Below are 20,313 nucleotides of genomic sequence, written 5' to 3' on the forward strand. Positions count from 1 at the left end.
GCCGGGTTCTCGGAGGTGCGTTGAGGGTCATGCAGCGGGTGCGGGTCCACGCGCGGCGGCGCGCATGGCAAAGCGTCGGGCCGGGCGGAACGGACGCCGCCCGGTAAAATTCGCGAAATTCTATAGGCCGGCCCTTTCCCGCCGGCAAACACACCATGTCGCAGCCTCCCCTCTCCTATCGTGATGCCGGTGTCGATATCGACGCCGGCGACGCCCTCGTCGACCGCATCAAGCCCCTGGCCAAGCGCACGCTGCGCGAAGGCGTGCTCGGCGGCATCGGCGGCTTCGGCGCGCTGTTCGAAGTCCCCAAGCGCTACAAGGAGCCCGTGCTCGTCAGCGGCACCGACGGCGTCGGCACGAAACTGAAACTCGCCTTCGAGTGGGGCATGCACGACACGGTCGGCATCGACCTCGTCGCGATGAGCGTCAACGACGTGCTGGTGCAGGGCGCCGAGCCGCTGTTCTTCCTCGACTACTTCGCCTGCGGCAAGCTCGACGTGGACACCGCGGCGCGCGTGGTCGGCGGCATCGCGCGCGGCTGCGAGGAGTCGGGCTGCGCGCTGATCGGCGGCGAGACCGCCGAGATGCCCGGCATGTACCCGGCCGGCGAGTACGACCTCGCCGGCTTCTGCGTCGGCGCTGTTGAAAAAAGCGGCATCGTCGACGGTCGCGACATCGCCGCCGGCGACGTGGTGCTGGGCCTGACCTCGAGCGGCGTGCACTCCAACGGCTATTCGCTGGTGCGCAAGATCGTCGAGCGCTCGGGCGAGAACCTGCCCGCGACGCTCGACGGGCTGCCCTTCCGCGAGCGCGTGATGGCCCCGACCCGCCTCTACGTGAAGCCGGTGCTCGCCGCGATGAAGGAAGTGAAGATCAAGGGCATGTCGCACATCACCGGCGGCGGCCTGGTCGAGAACATCCCGCGCTGCCTGCCCGACAACGTGAAGGCGGTGCTGGAGAAGTCGAGCTGGCCCCAGCCGGAGATCTTCTCCTGGCTGCAGCGCGAGGGCGGCGTCGCCGAGTCGGAGATGCACCGCACCTTCAACTGCGGCATCGGCTTCGTCGTGATCGTGTCGGCGGCCGACGCGCAGCGCGCGACCGAGGTGCTGCAGGCGCAGGGCCAGACGGTCCACACGATCGGCCGCATCGAGCCGCGCCAGGGCGACGAGCACGCGACGCAGGTGGTCTGATCTCCCTTGGCACCCGCCGCCGGGACACGGCGGCAGCGAAGCGCAAGCCGGCCCCGTGCCGGCTTTGTCGTTCTCAGCGGCGCCGCTCGTGCCGGGTCTGGCAGTCGAGGCACAGTGCCGCCTCGGGCGCGGCCTCCAGGCGCGGCTGCGGGATCGGCTCGCCGCAGCCGAGGCAGTCGCCGTAGCTGCCGGCCTCGAGCCGGTCGAGCGCGCGCTGCACCGCGTCGAGCTCGGCGGCGTCGCGCGCGACCTCGGCGATCTCCAGCGCGTCGAGCGTCTCGACCGCCGCCGCGTCGTCAGTCTCGTCGCGGTGCGTGCGGATGTGGGTGCCGCCGTCGCTGTGTCGGGTCTTGTGCGCCTCGATCTCGGACTGCAGCTCGCTGCGCCGCTGCAGCAGGCGCTGCGTCAGCCGGGCCAGTTCGGCAGGGGTCAGTGACATGGCTCGCTCCTCTGTTGAGACTGGATCGAGTCTCTCAAGGGGCGCCGGGAACGCTTCGACCTGGATCAAGCGCGCAGTGCGGAGACACGCACGGCGCGAGGAACTCCGGCGGGGCTCAATGACGGCGGCGCGTCGAGCCGCTGCTGCGCAGCTCGTCGAGGCGCTGCCGCATCAGGTGCAGGTCGTCGGCGCGCCGCGCCTGGCGCACGTAGGCGCCGAGGTCGGCGATCGCGAGCTCGTTCTGGCCGAGCTCGGCATAGGTCAGGCCGCGGTCGCGCCGCTCCTCGAGCGCGCCGGGCAGCAGCGCCACCAGCCGGTTGAGCACCGCGAGCAGGCGCGGCCAGTCCTCGTCGTTGCGGTGGATTTCCTTCAGATTGCGCAGCAGACGCGCGACGATCTCGCGCGGCGTCGCGGCCTGCAGGAACAGCCCGAGCGGCACGTCGAAGTCGCCCTCCAGCCCCTGCTGGCGCTTGTAGGGGCGCAGGCGCTCCTCCAGGTCCTCGCGCGACAGCGACACGCCGGTGAAGGGGTCGATCACCGCCTCGCCCTCGGGGAGCTTGAGCTTGACGAGGAAATGCCCGGGGAAGGAGACGCCGCGCGCATCGAGCCGCAGCTGGCCGGCGAGCTCCATGTAGAGCACCGCGAGCGAGATCGGGATGCCGCGCCGCGTGCACAGCAGCACGTTGAGGTAGCTGTTGTGCGGGTCGTAGTAGTCGTTGACGTTGCCGCCGAAGCCCAGCTCCTGGAAGAAGTAGCGGTTGAGCGCGCGCAGGCGCTGCACCGGGCCGGCGTCGACCGGCAGGCGGCCGCGCAGGCGCTGCGCGAGCACGTCGATCTCCGACAGCACGCCCTGCACGTCGAGCTCCGGGTACTCGTCCTGCGCCACCGCGATGGCCGCCTCGGTGAGCGGGAAGCTGGCATCGTCCGCCACCAGCAGGGCGAAGTGCTGCAGCGGCGTGGGCTTCTGGATGATGGATGACTCGTAACTCATGGGCGGGAATCCTCCGGCGCAGTGTAGTGCGCCCCCCCCGGGCCCATTTCCCTTCAGGGATTTCAGCCGCGGCGCGCGAACTGCCGCAGGTTCAGCCCGGCAAGCGCGAGCGCGCCGAAATACAGCAGCGCCGCGGCACCGAGCGTCAGCGCCAGCCAGCCGATGCGCAGCCACGGCTGCTGGCGCAGCGCCACCCAGTCGAGCGCCGCCGACGCGAAGGCCAGCCCTGCGCCGAGCAGCGCGGTCGCGAACAGCACGCGCGCGAGGAAGCCGCCCCAGCCGGGCGAAGGCCGGTAGGCGCCGCGGCGGCGCAGGCCGATCAGCAGCCAGCCGGCGTTGAAGAGCGCGCCGACGCCGATCGACAGCGCCAGCCCCGCGTGGCCGAGCCAGGGCACGAACAGCAGGTTCATCAGCTGCGTCAGCACCAGCACGACCACCGCGATCTTCACCGGCGTGCGGATGTCCTGCTTGGCGTAGAAGCCGGGCGCCAGCACCTTGACGCCGACCAGCCCCATCAAACCGACGCCGTAGCCCATCAGCGCGAGCACCGTCTGCGCGACGTCGCGGTCGCCGAAGGCGCCGTAGTGATAGAGCGCCGAGACCAGCGGCTTCGCGAACACCAGCAGCGCGACCGCCGAGGGCAGCGCCAGCAGCACCACCAGCCGCAGGCCCCAGTCGAGCAGGCCGGCATAGCGCTCGGTCTCGCCCTTGGCCTGCGCCGCCGACAGCTGCGGCAGCAGCACGACGCCGAGCGCGACGCCGAGCAGCGCGGTGGGGAACTCCATCAGCCGGTCGGCGTAGGTCAGCCACGAGACGCTGCCGGCGCCGAGGTGCGAGGCGATCTGCGTGTTGATCAGCAGCGACAGCTGCGCCACCGACACGCCGAGCACCGCCGGCGCCATCAGCTTCAGGATGCGGCCCACGCCGGGATGGCTCCAGGCCTCGCGCAGGCCCCGCAGCCTCGGCAGCACGCCGATGCGCGCGAGCGCCGGCAGCTGCGCGCCGAGCTGCAGCGCGCCGCCCGCCATCACGCCGGCGGCCATCGCGTAGATCGGCTCGATCCCCCAGCGCGCGAACTGCGGCGCCAGCCACAGCGCCGCGCCGATCATCGCCACGTTGAGCAGCACGGGCGTGGCCGCCGGCACCGCGAAGCGCCGCCAGGTGTTGAGCACCCCCGCCGACAGTGCCACCAGCGACATGAAGAAGATGTAGGGGAACATCCAGCGCGTCATCACGACCGCCGCGTCGAAGCCGCCGGGCGTCGCCTTCAGGCCCGAGGCCATCAGCCACACCAGCAGCGGCGCGCCGATCACGCCGGCGAGCGAGGTCGCGAGCAGCACGAAGAACAGCACGGAGGCGACCGCGTCGATCAGTCGCCGCGTGGTCTCGTCGCCCTCGCGGGTGCGCGTCTCGGCGAGGATCGGCACGAAGGCCTGCGAGAAGGCACCCTCGGCGAACAGCCGCCGCAGCAGGTTGGGGATGCGGAAGGCGACCTGGAAGGCGTCGGTCATGGCGCTGGCGCCGAACATCGAGGCCACCAGCAGCTCGCGCACCAGCCCGGTGATGCGCGACGCGAGCGTGAACAGGGAGACGGTCGAGGCGGCGCGCAGCAGGTTCATGGACGGCGGCAGGCGCCGCGTCGGCGCTGCCCGGGGGCTGGAGAGGAGCGCGATTATAGGAAGCCCCTCGCAGTCCTCGGCCTGCCCGTTTGGCTTCGGCGCCAGGCCATGCTACACTCTTCGTTTTTGCACAACCCGGAAACACATTCAGCATGGCCACTTCCAAGCCCAAGAAAACCGTTCGCATCGCGTCGGGCCGCAAGCGCGCCCGTCAGGATGTCAAGCTCAACGCTGCCAACACCGCGCTGCGCTCCAAATTCCGCACGGTCATCAAGAACGTGCAAAAGGCTGTGGTTGCCGGCGACAAGTCGCGTGCAGCCGAGCTCTTCAAGCTGGCCGAGCCGGTGATCGACTCGATCGCCGACAAGGGCCTCTTCCACAAGAACAAGGCCGCTCGCTCCAAGAGCCGCCTGTCGGCGTCCATCAAGGCGCTGTCGGCCTGACACGAAACACCGGGTTGCCGCAAGAGAAAAGGGCTCGCATCGCGAGCCCTTTTTCATTTCCGGCGCCGGTCGAGAACCGGTCGGCCAAGCCCTCCCCCGCGGGGGAGGCCGGCCGTGCTCAGCGGCGCGGCGGCGCGTCGGGGAGCAGGCAGGCCTCGGCGACCTGCAGGCCGTTGTCGCGGGCGAAGTTCATCACGAAGTCCCAGGCCATCGGCTCGATGTCGCGCAGCGCCTCGTTGACGACCACGCACTTCACGCCGTTGATCAGCGTCGGCACGCAGTAGGGCGAATAGCCGATGTGGGCACCGATGCCCTGGCGCACGCCGCCCGGGCGGAAGCTCGACATGGCGCCCGCCAGGCGCTCGGCCCAGTCGCTGGGACGGAAGGCGCGACCGTCTTGGGTGATTCCCTGGATGAATATCTCGCGTGGCTTGGTGGGGGGCGTCATTCGATGGGGGGCGAAGTGAGGGAGCTCCCGCTTGTGGCGGCATCGTGTGGCGGCAGCAAAGTGGGGGGCGCCGCATTGTCGATCCTGCAAATGATATCTTATATAAGACTTCCGACCGGGGCAGTCGAGCTCCCCGGCCGCACCGGCACCCGCCCGCACCCGCTGCCGCCCGCGGACCGGCGGGGACCGAGGACCTACCGCCCGCGCGCCGAAAACCCGCCGCGCCGCGCCTCGGAAGCCCCTTCGCTCCCCTTAGAATGAGCCGCGAGAGCGCGGAGTCGAAGTCCGGCAGACAGCTGCGGGGCGCCTCCGCCGTTTTGCTTTCTGGAGTTCCGATGACCACCCAGCCGACCCCTGCCCCGTCCCCCCTGATGAACACCTACGGCCGCCTGCCGATCGCGCTGTCGCACGGACAGGGCTGCCGCGTCTGGGACACCGAGGGCCGGGAGTACCTCGACGCGCTCGGCGGCATCGCCGTCAACACCCTCGGCCACGCGCATCCGAAGCTGGTGCCGGCGCTGCAGGAGCAGGTCGCGAAGCTGATCCACTGCTCCAACTACTACCAGGTGCCGCTGCAGGAGCGGCTCGGTGCGAGGCTCGCCGAGCTCTCGGGCCTCACCAACGCCTTCTTCTGCAACTCGGGACTGGAAGCCAACGAGGCGGCGCTGAAGATCGCGCGCAAGTTCGGCCACGACAAGGGCATCGACTTCCCCGAGGTGATCGTCTACGAGCGCGCCTTCCACGGCCGCTCGATCGCGACGCTGTCGGCCACCGGCAACGCCAAGGTGCAAAAAGGCTTCGAGCCGCTGGTCGAGGGCTTCGTGCGCGTGCCGCTCAACGACGTCGCCGCGATCGAGGAGGTCGCGCGCAGCCGCCCGAACGTGGTCGCGGTCTTCCTCGAGACGATCCAGGGCGAGGGCGGCGTGCAGCCGGCGCGGGCCGACTACCTGCAGGCGGTGCGGCGCCTGTGCGACGAGCGCGACTGGCTGCTGATGATCGACGAGGTGCAGTGCGGCATCGGGCGCACCGGCAAGTGGTTCGCGCACCAGTGGGCCGGCATCAAGCCGGACGTGATGCCGCTGGCCAAGGGCCTGGGCTCGGGCGTGCCGATCGGCGCGGTGATCGCCGGCCCCAAGGCCGCCCACGTGTTCCAGCCCGGCAACCACGGCACCACCTTCGGCGGCAACCCGCTGGCGATGCGCGCCGGTGTCGAGACGCTGCGCATCATGGAGGAGGACGGCCTGCTGGAGAACGCCGCCACCGTCGGCGCCCACCTGAAGGCCGCGCTCGAGCGCGAGCTCGGCGCACTGCCCGGCGTCAAGGAGATCCGTGGCCAGGGTCTGATGCTCGGCATCGAGCTCGAGCGCCCCTGCGGCGTGCTGCTCAACCGCGCGATGGAAGCGGGCCTGCTGATCAGCGTGACGGCCGACAGCGTGGTGCGCATGGTGCCGCCGCTGATCCTGAGCGTCGCCGAGGCCGACGAGATCGTCGCCCGGCTCGTGCCGCTGATCAAGGCCTTCCTCTCCGAGCCCGCCGCGGCCTGAGCATGCGCCGCCCCGAGACCGAAGGACAGCCGATGAAGCCGGGATACTCGCTGATGAAGCACTACCTCCAGTTCAAGGACCTGCGTGCCGAGGAGTACGCCTACCTGTTCGAGCGCACCGCGATCATCAAGAAGCGCTTCAAGAACTACGAGAAGTACACGCCGCTGGCGGACCGCACGCTGGCGATGATCTTCGAGAAGGCCAGCACGCGCACCCGCGTGAGCTTCGAGGCCGGCATGTACCAGATGGGCGGCTCGGTGGTGCACCTCACGACCGGCGACAGCCAGCTCGGCCGCGCCGAGCCGATCGAGGACAGCGCGCGCGTCATCAGCCGCATGGTGGACCTGGTGATGATCCGCACCTACGAGCAGGCCAAGCTCGAGGCCTTCGCGGCGAACTCGCGCGTGCCGGTCATCAACGGCCTGACCAACGAGTTCCATCCCTGCCAGATCCTCGCCGACATCTTCACCTACATCGAGCACCGCGGCTCGATCGCCGGCAAGACGGTGGCCTGGGTCGGCGACGGCAACAACATGGCCAACACCTGGCTGCAGGCGGCCGAGATCCTCGGCTTCAAGGTCCACATCAGCACGCCGAGCGGCTACGAGGTCGACCCGGCGCTCGCCGGCGTCCGCGACCAGAGCTGCTTCAAGAGCTTCAAGGACCCGATGGATGCCTGCCGCGATGCGCACCTCGTCACCACCGACGTGTGGACCAGCATGGGCTTCGAGGCCGAGAACGAGCAGCGCCGCGCGGCCTTTGCCGACTGGTGCGTCGACGCCGAGATGATGGCCGCGGCGCAGCCCGACGCCCTCTTCATGCACTGCCTGCCGGCGCACCGCGGCGAGGAGGTCGCCGCCGAGGTGATCGACGGGCCGCAGTCGGTGGTCTGGGACGAGGCCGAGAACCGCATGCACGTGCAGAAGGCGCTGATGGAGTACCTGCTGCTCGGCCGCATCGGCTGACCCGCCCGCCCTTCCCCGCAGCGCACGCCCCATGAAACTCGCGGTGATCGCGGACATCCACGGCAACCGCGAGGCCTTCGCCGCCTGCCTGGAGCATGCGCGCGAGCGCGGCGCGGAGCACTTCGCGCTGCTCGGCGACTATGTCGGCTACGGCGCCGATCCCGGCTGGGTGATCGACCGCGTGCGCGAGCTGGTGGACGCGGGCGCCCGGGCGGTGCTCGGCAACCACGACCTCGCGGTGCTGGAGGCGCCGTCGCCCTACATGAACCCGGATGCCCGCGCCGTGATCGCCTGGACGCGCGAGGAGCTCGACGAGGACCAGCTGGCGCTGCTCGGCTCGCTGCCCGACACCGAGAGCGAGGGCGACTGCCTGTTCGTGCACGCGAACGCGGCCGCCCCTCGTCAGTGGCGCTACATGCACCGCGCGGAGGACGCCGCCCGCAGCCTCCAGGCGACCGACGCGAGCTACGTCTTCTGCGGCCATGCCCACGAGCCCTCGGCGTTCCGCCTGTCGCCCGACGGCGGGATCCTGCACTTCAAGCCGGGCGCCGGCATGTCGATCCACCTCACGCCGGGACAGCGCTGGCTGGTCGTCGCCGGCGCGGCCGGCCAGCCGCGCGACGGCAACCCGGCCGCGAGCTACGTGATGTTCGACCGCAGCGCCGCGATGCTGACCTTCCACCGCGTCCCCTACGACCACGAGACCGCCGCCACCAAGATCATGGCCGCCGGCCTGCCCTACCGCCTCGCGCTGCGGCTGATCGAAGGCATCTGAAACCGCCCCGCCCTTCCCTTCGCTGTCCTGTCCCGATGATTCCGGATCCTGTCTCCTGCCAAGGCTGCGGCGCCTGCTGCGCGAGCTTCCGCGTCGACTTCGCGCGCGAGGAGCTCGACGAGGAAGGCGGCTGCGTGCCCTCGGGCCTCGCGGTCGACCTCACCGCCAGCCTGTGCCGCATGCGCGGCACCGACCATGCCCAGCCGCGCTGCGCGGCGCTGGTCGGCAAGGTCGGGCACGACGCCCGCTGCGGCATCTACGAGTGGCGCCCCTCGCCCTGCCGCGAGTTCGGCCGGCTCGCGCCGCAGGGCCTGCCCGACGACGCCTGCACGCGCGCGCGGCTGCGCCATGGCCTGGCACCGCTCGGCAGTGCGCCCGGCGCCGCCGGGGGCTGAGGCACGAGACCGCCCGCCGGGGAAGAGTCCTCTCCTCGACAGCCCTGCGCCCGAGGCAGGGGCGGTGCGAAGCCCTAGAATTCCGCGTTTACCTCCAACCCCTCGCTTGCCCATGTCCAAAGACATCAAAAAAGTCGTTCTCGCCTATTCCGGCGGCCTCGACACCTCGATCATCCTGAAGTGGCTCCAGGACCAGTACCAGTGTGAAGTGGTGACCTTCACCGCCGACATCGGCCAGGGCGAGGAGATCGAGCCGGCGCGCGCCAAGGCGGTCAAGATGGGCATCAAGCCCGAGAACATCTTCATCGAGGACCTGCGCGAGGAGTTCGTGCGCGACTTCGTGTTCCCGATGTTCCGCGCCAACGCGCTGTACGAGGGCGAGTACCTGCTCGGCACCTCGATCGCCCGCCCGCTGATCGCCAAGCGCCTAGTCGAGATCGCGAAGAAGACCAAGGCCGACGCCATCTCCCACGGCGCCACCGGCAAGGGCAACGACCAGGTCCGCTTCGAGCTCGGCGCCTACGCGCTGCTGCCCGACGTGAAGGTGATCGCGCCGTGGCGCGAGTGGGACCTGCTGTCGCGCGAGAAGCTGCTCGCCTACGCCGACCAGCACGGCATCCCCGTCGACTTCAAGAAGCGCAAGGGCGGCGCGCCCTACTCGATGGACGCCAACCTGCTGCACATCTCCTACGAGGGCGGCGTGCTCGAGGACCCGAACTTCGAGCCCGAGGCGAACATGTGGCGCCTGACCGTCAGCCCCGAGAAGGCGCCCGCGAAGGCGCAGGTCGTCGAGCTGACCTACGCGCGCGGCGACGTGGTCGCGGTCGACGGCGTGGCGATGAGCCCGGCCAAGGTGCTCGAGACGCTGAACCAGATCGGCGGCCGCCACGGCATCGGCCGCCTCGACAAGGTCGAGAACCGCTACGTCGGCATGAAGAGCCGCGGCTGCTACGAGACCCCGGGCGGCACGATCCTGCTGGCCGGCCACCGCGCGATCGAGTCGATCACGCTCGACCGCGAAGTGCTCGCGCTCAAGGACGACCTGATGCCGCGCTACGCGCGCATGGTCTACAACGGCTACTGGTTCAGCCCCGAGCGCGAGCTGCTGCAGGTGCTGATCGACGAGAGCCAGAAGACCGTCAACGGCACCGTGCGTCTGAAGCTCTACAAGGGCACGATCATGTGCGTGGGCCGCGAGTCCGCGACCGACAGCCTGTTCGACACGAAGATCGCGACCTTCGACGACGACGGCGGCGCCTACAACCAGGCCGACGCCGCGGGCTTCATCAAGCTCAACGCGCTGCGCATGCGCATCGCCGCCAAGGCCCGTGCCGCGCGCACCGCCGCGACGACGAGCCGCGCCAAGCCGGCAGCGCGCAAGGCCGCGGCCGGCAAGGCCGCGGCCGGCAAGGCTGCAGCCGCCGAAGCGGCCGTCGCCGCACCGGCGCCCAAGGCCGTGAAGAAGGCCCCGGCCAAGAAGGCCTCCGCGAAGAAGACGGCCGTCGCCGCCGAGTAATCCCGCCGCTGCGGGACGAAGCCGGAACGGGGCCTGCGGGCCCCGTTCTCTATTGCGGGGCCGTTCATCCGGCATGGCGCCCGAGCGGCGCGCGCCGGCGGGCCAAAGAGGCCCCCGGGAGATCGGCCGCCTCCCTGGCGAGTCCGCGCTGCCAACCCAGCACGCCCGCCTGTTCCGGCCGTCCCCCGGGGAGAAGTCCGCCGCGGTCCGGGGCGCGGCGGCGAAAGGATGCGGCAGGACTGGACGACGGCCCGGCGCCGACCGAACTTCCCTGGCGCTTCGCAAAAGATGTGACCCCCAGTATCTCCAGGGCGGGCAGCGGGCCGCCACCCCCTCCTCGGGCGTGCGGGGCACGATGCAGGGTGCCGCGAGGCGCGGGTCGCGCCCGGCGCGCCACCCGCTCGGTTAGCATCGCGGGCTGTCCTTCATTTCCGATCCCGAGTCATGAGCACCGATCTTTCCCAAGTCAGCGTCAACCCGCGCGCCAACGTGTACTTCGACGGCAAGTGCGTCTCGCACAGCGTCACGCTCGCCGACGGCACCCGCAAGAGCGTGGGCGTGATCCTGCCCGCGACCCTGACCTTCAACACCGGCGCGGCCGAGGTGATGGAGACGGTGGCCGGCGCCTGCGAGGTCAAGCTCGCTGGCCAGAGCGAATGGAAGCGCTACGGCGAGGGCCAGTCCTTCGACGTGCCGGCGAACTCGAGCTTCGAGATCCGCGTCGAGGGCGAGCCCTACCACTACATCTGCCACTTCGCCTGAGCGGCGAAGCGCACGGGGCCGGCTGCCCGGCCCGCCGCTGCGGCGGACGGGCAGGCCGGCGGCAGCGCGTGCTGCGGCCGGCTCAGACCACCACCGGCTCCGGCTCCAGCCGGATGCCGAAGCGGCCGTAGACGCTCTCCTGGATCGCCCGCGCGAGCGTCACCACCTCGGAGCCCGTGGCGCCGCCACGGTTGACCAGCACCAGCGCCTGCTTCTCGTAGACGCCGGCGTGGCCGATGGACTTGCCCTTCCAGCCGCAGGCGTCGATCAGCCAGCCGGCGGCGAGCTTGAAGCCGCCGTCGGGCATCGGGTAGTGCACGATCTCCGGGTCGCGGCCGATGATGTCGCGGCACTGCTCCTGCGTCACCACCGGGTTCTTGAAGAAGCTGCCGGCGTTGCCGATCACCGCCGGGTCGGGCAGCTTGGCGCGGCGGATCTCGCACACCCAGTCGAACACCTGCTGCGGCGTCGGCTGCTCGATGCCCGAATCCTGCCGCTTGCGCGCGATGTCGGCATAGCCGAGCACCGGCTGCCAGGGCCGCGGCAGGCGCAGCCGCACGCGCGTGATCACGCTCTTGCCCGCCAGCGCGTTCTTGAAGACGCTGTCGCGGTAGCCGAAGCGGCACTGCGCGGCGTCGAGCGTGACGGTGCGGCCGGTGACGAGGTCGACCGCGTCGAGCGAATGGAAGCGGTCCTTCAGCTCGAGCCCATAGGCGCCGATGTTCTGCACCGGCGCGGCGCCGACCGTGCCCGGCACCAGCGCCATGTTCTCGAGCCCCGGCAGGCCCTGCTGCAGCGTCCAGACCACCGCCTCGTGCCAGTTCTCGCCGGCACCGAGCTCGACGATCCAGGCGTCGTCGCGCGTCTCGACGACGCGGCGGCCCTCGACCTCGATCTTCAGCACCACCGGCGCGATGTCGCGCGTGAGCACGATGTTGCTGCCCCCGCCGAGGATGAACTTCGGCGCGCGGCCGAACTCCGGGTGGTCGACGACGCGGCGCACGTCGGCCTCGCAGCGGATGCGCACGAGCGTGCGCGCCACCGCGGGCAGGCCGAAGGTGTTGTAGGGTCGGAGACTGACGGCGGACTCGATTTGCATGGCAGAATTTTCGCCCATTCCCTCTGGTTCCCGCCTGAAAGAGTCTTAAATGCCCAGCTTCGATGCCGTCCTCGAACCCGACATGGTTGCCATCCGGCACGCCGTCGAAAACACCAAGAAGGAGATCGCCACCCGCTTCGACTTCAAGGGCACCAGCGCCGCAATCGAATTGAAAGAAAAGGAAAAAGAGATTCAACTCGTCGGCGACAGCGATTTCCAGATCGAGCAGATCAGCGCAGTGCTGCTGGGCAAGCTCACCAAGCAGAACGTGCAGGTGAGCTTCCTGGACATGAGCGCCAAGCTGGAGAAGATCGGCGGCGACAAGGTGCGCCAGACCTACAAGGTCCGCGCCGGCATCGATGCGGACCTGGCCAAGAAGATCGTGGCCGCGATCAAGAACAGCAAGATCAAGGTGCAGGCCAGCATCCAGGGCGATGAGGTGCGCGTCACCGGCAAGAACCGCGACGACCTGCAGGCGGCGATGGCGCTGCTGAAGAAGGAAGTCACGGAAGCGCCGCTGTCCTTCGGCAACTTCCGCGACTGACGCGCCCGGGCCGGCCCATGCGTGCGATCGGACCCGCCACCCTCCTCGCGATCGCGGCCGGCCTCGCTGGCGGCAGCGCCGCGGCCGCCGACAAGGTGGCGCTCGCCGGCAGCATGGGCCAGCGCGCGCTGCTCGTCATCGACGGCGCCGCGCCGCGCGCGGTCGCGGTCGGCGCGACGCTCGACGGCGTCAAGGTGCTGAGCGTGTCGCCCACCGAGGCGGTGGTCGAGGTGGACGGGCAGCGCCGCACGCTGCTGCTCGGCGCCTCGCAGCTCGACGTCGGCCGCGGCGGCAAGGGGGCGGCTGGTCGCCGCATCGTGCTCAGCGCCGAGCAGGGCGGCCACTTCTTCGCCACCGGCACGATCAACGGCCAGACGGTGCGCTTCGTGGTCGACACCGGCGCCACCTACATCGCCCTCGACCAGGCGCTCGCGACGCGCATCGGGCTGCGCCTGAACCCCGCGTCGCGCCTGAACATGCACACCGCCAACGGCACCGTGCCGGCGCACCGTGTCAGCCTCGGCTCGGTGCGCATCGGCGACGTCGAGCTCCACAACGTCGAGGCGGTGGTGCTGCCGCAGGCGATGCCGGTGGTGCTGCTCGGCAACAGCTTCCTAACGCGCTTCAAGATGCAGCGCGAGAACGACCAGCTCACGCTCGACCGCAGCTACTGAAAGCCGGCGACCCCGCCGCGCACCGTCCCGGCGGGCGGCACTAGACTCGCGGCCTTCGTCCTCTATCCCCCCCTTCCACGATGAAGCTCGCCCAGTTGCTGTTCTCCCAAGGTTTCGGCGCCCGGCGCGAATGCGAGGGCCTGATCCTCGCCGGTCGCGTCACGCTCGACGGCCGGGTCTGCGACGACCCCTTCCACGAGGTCGAGCCCGAGGGCCTGGTCTTCGGTGTCGACGGCAAGCCCTGGCCCTACCACGAGCGCGCGCTGATCCTGATGAACAAGCCCGCCGGGCACGAGTGCTCGCAGAAGCCGCGCATGCACCCGAGCGTCTACAGCCTGCTGCCCGCGCCGCTGCGCCGCCGCGACGTGCAGACGGTCGGCCGCCTCGACGAGGACACGACCGGCCTGCTGCTGCTGACCGACGACGGCGCGCTGATCCACAAGCTCACCTCGCCCAAGCACCACGTGCCCAAGGTCTACGAGGCGAGCTGCAAGCACCCGATCACCGAGCAGCAGCTCGCGCGGCTGCGCGAGGGCGTGGTGCTGCACGACGACCCGAAGCCGGTGCGCGTCGAGGCCGCCGAGGCCGCCAGCGACCACGTGCTGCGCCTGACGCTCACCCAGGGCAAGTACCACCAGGTCAAGCGCATGGTGGCGGCGGTGAGCAACCGCGTCGAGTCGCTGCACCGGGTCGCGTTCGGCGCGCTGGCGCTGCCGGCCGACCTCGCGCCCGGCCAGTGGCGCTGGCTCGACGGCCCCGAGCCCATCTTCGGCACGCCGGGCGGCACCCGACCATAATCCGCCCATGCAAGTCTTCCGAGGGTTCCACCACCGCGCCATCGCCCCGGCCTGCGCGCTCACCATCGGCAACTTCGACGGCGTGCACCGCGGCCACCAGGCGATGCTCGCGCTGCTGAGCAACGAGGCGAGCCACCGCGGCCTGCCGACCTGCGTGCTGAGCTTCGAGCCGCATCCGCGCGACTACTTCGCAGCCAAGGCCGCTCGGCCCGAGCTCGCGCCGGCGCGCATCGCGACGCTGCGCGACAAGCTCGGCGAGCTCAAGCGCTGCGGCGTCGACCAGCTCGTCGTGCTGCGCTTCGACGAGCGGCTCGCGTCGCTGCCGGCCGAGGACTTCATCCGCGAGGTGCTGGTCGAGGGGCTGGGCGCGAAGTACGTGCTGGTCGGCGACGACTTCCGCTTCGGCGCGAAGCGCGCCGGCGACTACGCGATGCTCGACGCCGCGGGGGACACGCTCGGCTTCGACGTCGCGCGCATGAACAGCTACGAGGTGCACGGGCTGCGCGTGTCGAGCTCCGCGGTGCGCGACGCGCTCGCGCGCGGCGACATGGAGGCCGCCGCCGCGCTGCTCGGCCGCCCCTACAGCATCTGCGGCCACGTGATCCACGGCCGCAAGCTCGGCCGCGACCTGGGTTTCCGCACGCTGAACCTGCGCTTCGGCCACCCGAAGCCGGCCGCCGGCGGCATCTTCGCGGTGCGCGTGCACGGACTCGCCGAGGCGCCGATCGACGGCGTCGCGAGCCTCGGCGTGCGCCCGACCGTGGAAGACGCGGGCCGCGTGCTGCTCGAGGTGCACTGCCTCGAGTGGCCCGCCTCGCTGGGCCCGGAAGGGGCCTACGGTAAACTGGCGCGCGTGGAACTGCTGCACAAACTGCGCGACGAAGCGCGCTACGACGGGCTCGAGGCCCTCACCGCCGCGATCCGTCAGGACGTGGCGGACGCACGCGCCTGGCTCGCCGCGCACGCGGCCGAGCGCCGCCAGACCACCCGCGACCGAATTTGACGCGGCGACGCCGGCGCGGACCGCAGGGGTCGCGCGCCGCTCGCCCGGCAGGCCTGCGCGCCTGCCCAGCCCTTTTGCCCCGGGCGGCGCCCGCCGCCTCCGCGACGACATTTCCCCGAGGGACTCCCCATGTCCGACAAGACCGACTACCGCGCGACGCTGAACCTGCCCGACACCCCCTTCCCGATGCGCGGCGACCTGCCCAAGCGCGAGCCCGGCTGGGTGAAGGAGTGGGAGGAGCAAGGCACCTACCGACGCCTGCGCGAGGCGCGCTGCGGCGCGAAGAAGTTCGTGCTGCACGACGGCCCGCCCTACGCCAACGGCCAGATCCACATCGGCCACGCGGTCAACAAGATCCTCAAGGACATGATCGTCAAGGCGCGGCAGCTCGCCGGCTTCGACGCGGTCTACGTGCCCGGCTGGGACTGCCACGGCCTGCCGATCGAGAACCAGATCGAGAAGACCTTCGGCCGAAAGCTCGGCCGCGACGAGGTGCAGGAGAAAAGCCGCGCCTACGCCGGCGAGCAGATCGCGCAGCAGAAGGCCGACTTCAAGCGCCTCGGGGTGCTCGGCGACTGGGAGCGGCCCTACCGCACGATGGACTTCGGCAACGAGGCGGGCGAGATCCGCGCGCTCAAGCGCATCATGGAGCGCGGCTTCGTCTACCGGGGCCTGAAGCCCGTCTACTGGTGCTTCGACTGCGCCTCGTCGCTGGCGGAGTTCGAGATCGAGTACGCCGACAAGGGCTCGCAGACGCTCGACGTGGCCTTTCCCTGCGCCGAGCCTGACAGGCTCGCCGCCGCCTTCGGCCTGGACAGGCTGGACAAGGAGGCCTTCGTCGTCATCTGGACCACCACCGCGTGGACCATCCCGGCCAACCAGGCGCTGAACCTGAACCCCGAGCTGGAATACTCGCTCGTCGACACCGAGCGCGGCCTGCTGCTGCTGGCCTCGGCGCTGGTCGAGAAGTGCCTCGAGCGCTACGGCCTGGAGGGCAAGGTGATCGCGACCACGGTCGGCGCCAGGCTCGACCGCATCAACTTCCGCCACCCGCTCGCGCATGTGGACGCGGGCTACGACCGCTTGTCGCCGGTGTATCTGGCCGACTACGCCACCGCCGAGGACGGCACCGGCATCGTGCACTCGGCGCCCGCCTACGGCGTGGACGACTTCAACTCCTGCGTCGCGCACGGCCTCAAGTACGACGACATCCTGAACCCGGTGCAGGGCCAGGGCGCCTACGCGGCCGACTTCCCGCTCTTCGGCGGCCAGCACATCTGGAAGGCGGTGCCGGTCATCATCGACGCGCTGCGCGACGCGGGGCGCCTGTTCGCGACGTCCAAGCTCACGCACAGCTACCCGCACTGCTGGCGCCACAAGACGCCCGTCATCTACCGCGCCGCGGCCCAGTGGTTCGTGCGCATGGACGAGGGCGAGGGCGTGTTCACGGTCGACAAGGCGCCGAAGACCTTGCGCCAGCTCGCGCTCGACGCGATCGACCACACCGGCTTCTACCCCGAGAACGGCCGCGTGCGGCTGCGCGACATGATCGCCAACCGTCCCGACTGGTGCATCTCGCGCCAGCGCAACTGGGGCGTGCCGCTGCCCTTCTTCCTGCACAAGGCCACGGGCGAGCTGCACCCGGACACGCTGGCGCTGATGGAGCGTGCCGCCGACCTCGTCGAGCAGGGCGGCGTCGAGGCCTGGGCGCGGCTCGAGCCGGCCGAGTGGCTCGGCGAGGAGGCCTCGCACTACACGAAGAGCACCGACATCCTCGACGTCTGGTTCGACTCCGGCACCACGCACTTCCACGTGCTGCGCGGCAGCCACCCCGAGGGCCGCCATGACAGCGGCCCCGAGGCCGACCTCTACCTCGAGGGCCACGACCAGCACCGCGGCTGGTTCCACAGCTCGCTGCTGACCTCCTGCGCGATGAACGACCGCGCGCCCTACAAGGGCCTGCTCACGCACGGCTTCACCGTCGACGGTGCGGGCCGCAAGATGAGCAAGTCGGTCGGCAACGTGGTGGCGCCGCAGCAGGTGAGCGAGAAGCTCGGCGCCGAGATCATCCGCCTCTGGGTCGCGGCGACCGACTACTCGGGCGACCTCGGCATCGACGACAAGATCCTCGCGCGCGTGGTGGACGCCTACCGCCGCATCCGCAACACGCTGCGCTTCCTGCTCGCCAACACCAGCGACTTCGACCCGAAGACGGACCCGGTGCCCCTCGAGGAGCTGCTCGAGATCGACCGCTGGGCGCTGGCGCGCGCGGCAGAGTTCCAGGCCGAGATCCTCGCGCACTACGAGGTCTACGAGTTCCACCCGGTGGTCGCCAAGCTGCAGGTGTTCTGCTCCGAGGACCTCGGCGCCTTCTACCTCGACGTGCTGAAGGACCGGCTCTACACCACCGCACCGAAGTCGCACGCACGCCGCTCGGCGCAGACCGCGCTGTGGCATCTCACGCACGCGATGCTGCGCTGGATGGCACCCTTCCTCAGCTTCACCGCCGAGGAGGCCTGGAAGGTCTTTTCACCCGGCACCTCGCCGTCGATCTTCACCGAGCACTACTGGTCGCTGCCGCAGGCCGACGCCGGGCTGCTGGTGAAGTGGGCGCGCATCCGCGAGATCCGCGACGTGGTCAACAAGGAAGTGGAGGCGGTGCGCGCGCAGGGCGGCGTCGGCTCCTCGCTGCAGGCCGAGCTCACCCTCTTCGCCGGCCCCGAGGACCAGGCGCTGCTCGCCTCGCTCGGCGAGGACCTGAAGTTCGTGACGATCACCTCGAAGGCGCTGCTGGCGCAGGCCGAGGCGCTCGCGGTCACCGTCACGCCCTCGTCCGCCGTGAAGTGCGAGCGCTGCTGGCACTGGCGCGACGACGTCGGCCACGACGCGGCGCACCCGACGATCTGCGGCCGCTGCACCAGCAACCTGTACGGCGCGGGCGAGCCCCGCAGCGTCGCGTGAGCATGGCCGCACCGCATCCGGCCGGTTCCGGCCCCGACCGCGCCTCGGGCGGCCAGTTGATGCGCTGGCTGGCGATCGCACTGGCGCTGATCGTGCTCGACCAGGTCACGAAGGCGCTGATCGTCGCCAACTACCAGCTCTTTGAGGCCACGCCGATCACCGGCTTCTTCAACATCGTGCGCGCCCACAACACCGGCGCCGCCTTCTCCTTCCTGGCGCAGGCCGGGGGCTGGCAGCGCTGGTTCTTCACCATCGTGGGGGTCGTGGCCTCGGTCGTGATCGTCTGGCTGCTGCGCCGCCACGGCGGCCAGCGCTTGTTCGGTTGGGCGCTGACGCTCATCCTCGGCGGCGCGGTCGGCAACGTGATCGACCGCGTGATGCACGGCTACGTGGTGGACTTCCTCGACTTCCATGCCGGCGGCTGGCACTTCCCCGCCTTCAACGTCGCCGACATCGCCATCAGCGTCGGCGCGGCGCTGCTGATCCTCGACGAGCTGCTGCGCATGCGCCGCGGCGGCGGCGCCGGGAGCTGAAGGCGGTTCCGTCCCCTTGCGCGACCGGCACGGCGACACCGCAAAGCCGGTCGCACCCCTTTTTGCGCGGGATCAAGGGCTGACCCGGATGCCTGTGCCAGGAGGCTGCTGCTATACCTTGCCCATCGCCTTGCAGGGAGCAGCCGCATGGACACGAAAGCGATCGGGCCCCTACCGTCCGCCTCCGAGCCGGCACCCGTCCGGCCCCCCGAGGGGCGGCTCGCCTTCGACGGCCTGCCCGCCGCGCCACCGCCGGCCTTCCTGCTGCCGCTGAACCCGCTGCGCTGGAGCGATCCGCTGCGCTGGCTCGCGGCGGGCTGGCGCGACTTCCGCCGCGCGCCCGGCATCGGCCTCTTCTACGGGCTGTGCTTCGCGGTGATGGGCTGGCTGCTGGTCACGGTCTACGAGAACGCGCCGGCCTACACGCTCGCGCTGAGCGCCGGCTTCCTGCTGGTGGGCCCCTTCCTGAGCCTCGGGCTCTACGACGCGAGCCGGCGGCTCGAGCGCGGGCAGGCGCCGGACCTCGGCCACTCGCTGCTCGCCTGGCAGACCTGCACCGGCACGATGGCGATCTTCGGCAGCATCCTGCTGGTGCTGGAGATGATCTGGGGACGCGCCTCGCTCGTCATCTTCGCGGTCAGCTTCGACGCGATGCCCGAGCTCGGCGGCTCGCTGCTCACGCTGCTCGCGCCCGAGAACATCGGCTTCATCCTCACCTACCTCGGCGTCGGCAGCCTCTTCGCGGGCCTGATCTTCGGCATCAGCGTCGTGTCGATCCCGATGATCCTCGACCGCCAGACCGACGCGATCACCGCCGGCCTCACCAGCCTGCGGCTGTGCCTGACCCAGCCCGGCGTGATGCTGCTGTGGGGTGCGCTGATCACGGCGCTGACCGTGCTGGCGATGCTGCCGGCCTTCCTCGGGCTGCTGGTGCTCGGCCCGGTGCTCGGCCATGCCTCCTGGCATGCCTACCGCGCCGCGGTCGGCATGCCTCGGGCCGACGAAGCAGGCCCGGGGGACTGATCCCGATCGCCGCTCGACGGCGACGAGGCGCGGCAGGACGAGCGTCCGGCTTCGGCTTACACTTTGAAACGATGCCCGCTCCCGCTGCACAGCAGGGGCGGGCCGGCGAAGTGCAACGAGTCCAGGGAGTCCGTCTGTCCATGAATGCCGAGCAGATCGAGCTGATCCAGCAGTCCTTCCAGCAATTGCGCCGCAGCGCCGACACCGTCGCGCTGCTGTTCTACGAGCACCTGTTCACCGAGAAGCCCGCGCTCAAGCAGCTCTTCCACAGCGACATGGAGGAGCAGGGCCGCAAGCTGATGAACCTGCTCGGCGTGGTGGTGGTCGGCCTGCCGCAGCTCGAGCGCCTGACGCCGATGCTGCGCGAGCTCGGCGCGCGCCACGCCCGCTACGGCGTGCAGACGGCCGACTACGACACGGTGGCCAATGCGCTGCTGTGGACCCTGGAGCATTCGCTGCCCGGCGAATACACGCCGGCGGTGCAGGCAGCCTGGACCGAGGCCTACCGGGTGCTGGCGCGCCTGATGCAGGATGGCGCCCGCGAGGCCCTCGCCGCGCACGGCCTGCCGGCCTAAGCGCGCCCGGGACAGGC

General features: G+C 70.5%; 21 protein-coding genes. 16 read left to right on the forward strand and 5 right to left on the reverse strand.

Going from position 1 to position 20,313, the window contains the following annotated elements; translation table 11 throughout:
* The first annotated feature begins 155 nt into the window (after nt 1-155).
* Complete coding sequence (gene purM, locus D3A59_RS01035; protein WP_119153074.1) at nt 156-1,190, forward strand: phosphoribosylformylglycinamidine cyclo-ligase; 1,035 nt, start codon at nt 156-158, stop codon at nt 1,188-1,190.
* Nucleotides 1,191-1,263: 73 nt separating this feature from the next.
* Here the strand turns inward: purM and D3A59_RS01040 are convergent, their stop codons facing one another.
* The 3 genes from D3A59_RS01040 to murJ form a co-directional block, all read right to left on the reverse strand.
* Nucleotides 1,264-1,629, reverse strand: a complete 366-nt coding sequence (locus D3A59_RS01040) for a TraR/DksA family transcriptional regulator (RefSeq protein ID WP_119153075.1) — start codon at nt 1,627-1,629, stop codon at nt 1,264-1,266.
* A 115-nt stretch (nt 1,630-1,744) separates the two neighbouring features.
* Nucleotides 1,745-2,620 (reverse strand): SirB1 family protein, encoded by an 876-nt coding sequence (locus D3A59_RS01045; RefSeq protein WP_119153076.1) that lies wholly within the window; start codon nt 2,618-2,620, stop codon nt 1,745-1,747.
* Between the two features lie 62 nt (nt 2,621-2,682).
* Entirely contained in the window at nt 2,683-4,239 is a 1,557-nt protein-coding gene (murJ, locus tag D3A59_RS01050; protein ID WP_119153077.1) for a murein biosynthesis integral membrane protein MurJ, read from the reverse strand.
* 152 nt (nt 4,240-4,391) lie between these two features.
* Between murJ and rpsT the strand changes: the two genes are divergently transcribed.
* A complete protein-coding gene (gene rpsT / locus D3A59_RS01055) occupies nt 4,392-4,682 on the forward strand; it encodes a 30S ribosomal protein S20 (RefSeq protein ID WP_119153078.1) in 291 nt (96 codons plus the stop codon).
* Between the two features lie 118 nt (nt 4,683-4,800).
* Here rpsT and D3A59_RS01060 read toward each other — a convergent pair whose 3' ends face one another.
* On the reverse strand, nt 4,801-5,130 hold the full coding sequence (locus D3A59_RS01060) for a DUF3579 domain-containing protein (RefSeq protein WP_119153079.1): 330 nt from the start codon (nt 5,128-5,130) through the stop codon (nt 4,801-4,803).
* A 335-nt stretch (nt 5,131-5,465) separates the two neighbouring features.
* Between D3A59_RS01060 and D3A59_RS01065 the strand changes: the two genes are divergently transcribed.
* From D3A59_RS01065 to ppnP, 6 genes are all read left to right on the forward strand, one after another.
* Nucleotides 5,466-6,674, forward strand: coding sequence for an aspartate aminotransferase family protein (locus D3A59_RS01065; RefSeq protein WP_119153080.1), 1,209 nt, complete (start codon nt 5,466-5,468; stop codon nt 6,672-6,674).
* A 32-nt stretch (nt 6,675-6,706) separates the two neighbouring features.
* Nucleotides 6,707-7,639 carry an ornithine carbamoyltransferase gene (argF, locus tag D3A59_RS01070; protein ID WP_119153081.1) on the forward strand — a complete coding sequence of 311 codons (933 nt, stop codon included), beginning with the start codon at nt 6,707-6,709 and terminating at the stop codon, nt 7,637-7,639.
* 31 nt (nt 7,640-7,670) lie between these two features.
* Nucleotides 7,671-8,414 (forward strand): metallophosphoesterase family protein, encoded by a 744-nt coding sequence (locus tag D3A59_RS01075; RefSeq protein WP_119153082.1) that lies wholly within the window; start codon nt 7,671-7,673, stop codon nt 8,412-8,414.
* Nucleotides 8,415-8,449: 35 nt separating this feature from the next.
* On the forward strand, nt 8,450-8,809 hold the full coding sequence (locus D3A59_RS01080) for a YkgJ family cysteine cluster protein (RefSeq protein ID WP_119153083.1): 360 nt from the start codon (nt 8,450-8,452) through the stop codon (nt 8,807-8,809).
* A 112-nt stretch (nt 8,810-8,921) separates the two neighbouring features.
* Entirely contained in the window at nt 8,922-10,325 is a 1,404-nt protein-coding gene (locus tag D3A59_RS01085; RefSeq protein WP_119153084.1) for an argininosuccinate synthase, read from the forward strand.
* A gap of 444 nt (nt 10,326-10,769) precedes the next feature.
* Nucleotides 10,770-11,087, forward strand: a complete 318-nt coding sequence (gene ppnP, locus D3A59_RS01090) for a pyrimidine/purine nucleoside phosphorylase (RefSeq protein ID WP_119153085.1) — start codon at nt 10,770-10,772, stop codon at nt 11,085-11,087.
* A gap of 82 nt (nt 11,088-11,169) precedes the next feature.
* Here the strand turns inward: ppnP and murB are convergent, their stop codons facing one another.
* On the reverse strand, nt 11,170-12,186 hold the full coding sequence (gene murB / locus D3A59_RS01095; RefSeq protein WP_119153086.1) for a UDP-N-acetylmuramate dehydrogenase: 1,017 nt from the start codon (nt 12,184-12,186) through the stop codon (nt 11,170-11,172).
* Nucleotides 12,187-12,235: 49 nt separating this feature from the next.
* Between murB and D3A59_RS01100 the strand changes: the two genes are divergently transcribed.
* The 8 genes from D3A59_RS01100 (at nt 12,236) to D3A59_RS01135 (ending at nt 20,296) form a co-directional block, all read left to right on the forward strand.
* Nucleotides 12,236-12,730: a YajQ family cyclic di-GMP-binding protein gene (locus tag D3A59_RS01100; protein ID WP_119153087.1), complete on the forward strand. Its 495-nt coding sequence runs from the start codon at nt 12,236-12,238 to the stop codon at nt 12,728-12,730.
* Between the two features lie 17 nt (nt 12,731-12,747).
* A complete protein-coding gene (locus D3A59_RS01105) occupies nt 12,748-13,404 on the forward strand; it encodes a retropepsin-like aspartic protease family protein (RefSeq protein ID WP_119153088.1) in 657 nt (218 codons plus the stop codon).
* Between the two features lie 80 nt (nt 13,405-13,484).
* Nucleotides 13,485-14,201, forward strand: coding sequence for a pseudouridine synthase (locus D3A59_RS01110; RefSeq protein WP_119153089.1), 717 nt, complete (start codon nt 13,485-13,487; stop codon nt 14,199-14,201).
* Between the two features lie 7 nt (nt 14,202-14,208).
* Entirely contained in the window at nt 14,209-15,204 is a 996-nt protein-coding gene (locus tag D3A59_RS01115) for a bifunctional riboflavin kinase/FAD synthetase (protein WP_119153090.1), read from the forward strand.
* A gap of 129 nt (nt 15,205-15,333) precedes the next feature.
* Nucleotides 15,334-18,165 carry an isoleucine--tRNA ligase gene (gene ileS / locus D3A59_RS01120; RefSeq protein WP_119153091.1) on the forward strand — a complete coding sequence of 944 codons (2,832 nt, stop codon included), beginning with the start codon at nt 15,334-15,336 and terminating at the stop codon, nt 18,163-18,165.
* A gap of 2 nt (nt 18,166-18,167) precedes the next feature.
* The gene (gene lspA / locus D3A59_RS01125) at nt 18,168-18,698 is read left to right on the forward strand and encodes a signal peptidase II (protein ID WP_119153092.1); all 531 of its coding nucleotides are present in this window, start codon (nt 18,168-18,170) and stop codon (nt 18,696-18,698) included.
* 147 nt (nt 18,699-18,845) lie between these two features.
* A complete protein-coding gene (locus D3A59_RS01130) occupies nt 18,846-19,721 on the forward strand; it encodes a DUF2189 domain-containing protein (protein WP_119153093.1) in 876 nt (291 codons plus the stop codon).
* A gap of 140 nt (nt 19,722-19,861) precedes the next feature.
* Nucleotides 19,862-20,296: a globin family protein gene (locus D3A59_RS01135; protein WP_157991342.1), complete on the forward strand. Its 435-nt coding sequence runs from the start codon at nt 19,862-19,864 to the stop codon at nt 20,294-20,296.
* The last annotated feature ends 17 nt before the right edge of the window (nt 20,297-20,313 follow it).

It is taken from the genome of Caldimonas tepidiphila (genome assembly GCF_003569765.1).
GTDB classification, from domain to species: Bacteria; Pseudomonadota; Gammaproteobacteria; order Burkholderiales; family Burkholderiaceae_C; genus Caldimonas; species Caldimonas tepidiphila.

Excerpts from the sequence above, each read along its gene's own strand:
- D3A59_RS01085 (WP_119153084.1), top strand. The coding sequence starts at position 8,922 with ATGTCCAAAGACATCAAAAAAGTCGTTCTCGCCTATTCCGGCGGCCTC.
- D3A59_RS01075 (WP_119153082.1), top strand. The coding sequence starts at position 7,671 with ATGAAACTCGCGGTGATCGCGGACATCCACGGCAACCGCGAGGCCTTC.
- D3A59_RS01110 (WP_119153089.1), top strand. The coding sequence starts at position 13,485 with ATGAAGCTCGCCCAGTTGCTGTTCTCCCAAGGTTTCGGCGCCCGGCGC.
- purM (WP_119153074.1), top strand. The coding sequence starts at position 156 with ATGTCGCAGCCTCCCCTCTCCTATCGTGATGCCGGTGTCGATATCGAC.
- D3A59_RS01065 (WP_119153080.1), top strand. The coding sequence starts at position 5,466 with ATGACCACCCAGCCGACCCCTGCCCCGTCCCCCCTGATGAACACCTAC.
- D3A59_RS01080 (WP_119153083.1), top strand. The coding sequence starts at position 8,450 with ATGATTCCGGATCCTGTCTCCTGCCAAGGCTGCGGCGCCTGCTGCGCG.
- D3A59_RS01100 (WP_119153087.1), top strand. The coding sequence starts at position 12,236 with ATGCCCAGCTTCGATGCCGTCCTCGAACCCGACATGGTTGCCATCCGG.
- D3A59_RS01135 (WP_157991342.1), top strand. The coding sequence starts at position 19,862 with ATGAATGCCGAGCAGATCGAGCTGATCCAGCAGTCCTTCCAGCAATTG.
- murJ (WP_119153077.1), bottom strand. The coding sequence starts at position 4,239 with ATGAACCTGCTGCGCGCCGCCTCGACCGTCTCCCTGTTCACGCTCGCG.
- D3A59_RS01115 (WP_119153090.1), top strand. The coding sequence starts at position 14,209 with ATGCAAGTCTTCCGAGGGTTCCACCACCGCGCCATCGCCCCGGCCTGC.
- D3A59_RS01130 (WP_119153093.1), top strand. The coding sequence starts at position 18,846 with ATGGACACGAAAGCGATCGGGCCCCTACCGTCCGCCTCCGAGCCGGCA.
- murB (WP_119153086.1), bottom strand. The coding sequence starts at position 12,186 with ATGCAAATCGAGTCCGCCGTCAGTCTCCGACCCTACAACACCTTCGGC.
- ileS (WP_119153091.1), top strand. The coding sequence starts at position 15,334 with ATGTCCGACAAGACCGACTACCGCGCGACGCTGAACCTGCCCGACACC.
- D3A59_RS01040 (WP_119153075.1), bottom strand. The coding sequence starts at position 1,629 with ATGTCACTGACCCCTGCCGAACTGGCCCGGCTGACGCAGCGCCTGCTG.
- D3A59_RS01060 (WP_119153079.1), bottom strand. The coding sequence starts at position 5,130 with ATGACGCCCCCCACCAAGCCACGCGAGATATTCATCCAGGGAATCACC.
- D3A59_RS01045 (WP_119153076.1), bottom strand. The coding sequence starts at position 2,620 with ATGAGTTACGAGTCATCCATCATCCAGAAGCCCACGCCGCTGCAGCAC.
- lspA (WP_119153092.1), top strand. The coding sequence starts at position 18,168 with ATGGCCGCACCGCATCCGGCCGGTTCCGGCCCCGACCGCGCCTCGGGC.
- D3A59_RS01105 (WP_119153088.1), top strand. The coding sequence starts at position 12,748 with ATGCGTGCGATCGGACCCGCCACCCTCCTCGCGATCGCGGCCGGCCTC.
- ppnP (WP_119153085.1), top strand. The coding sequence starts at position 10,770 with ATGAGCACCGATCTTTCCCAAGTCAGCGTCAACCCGCGCGCCAACGTG.
- rpsT (WP_119153078.1), top strand. The coding sequence starts at position 4,392 with ATGGCCACTTCCAAGCCCAAGAAAACCGTTCGCATCGCGTCGGGCCGC.
- argF (WP_119153081.1), top strand. The coding sequence starts at position 6,707 with ATGAAGCCGGGATACTCGCTGATGAAGCACTACCTCCAGTTCAAGGAC.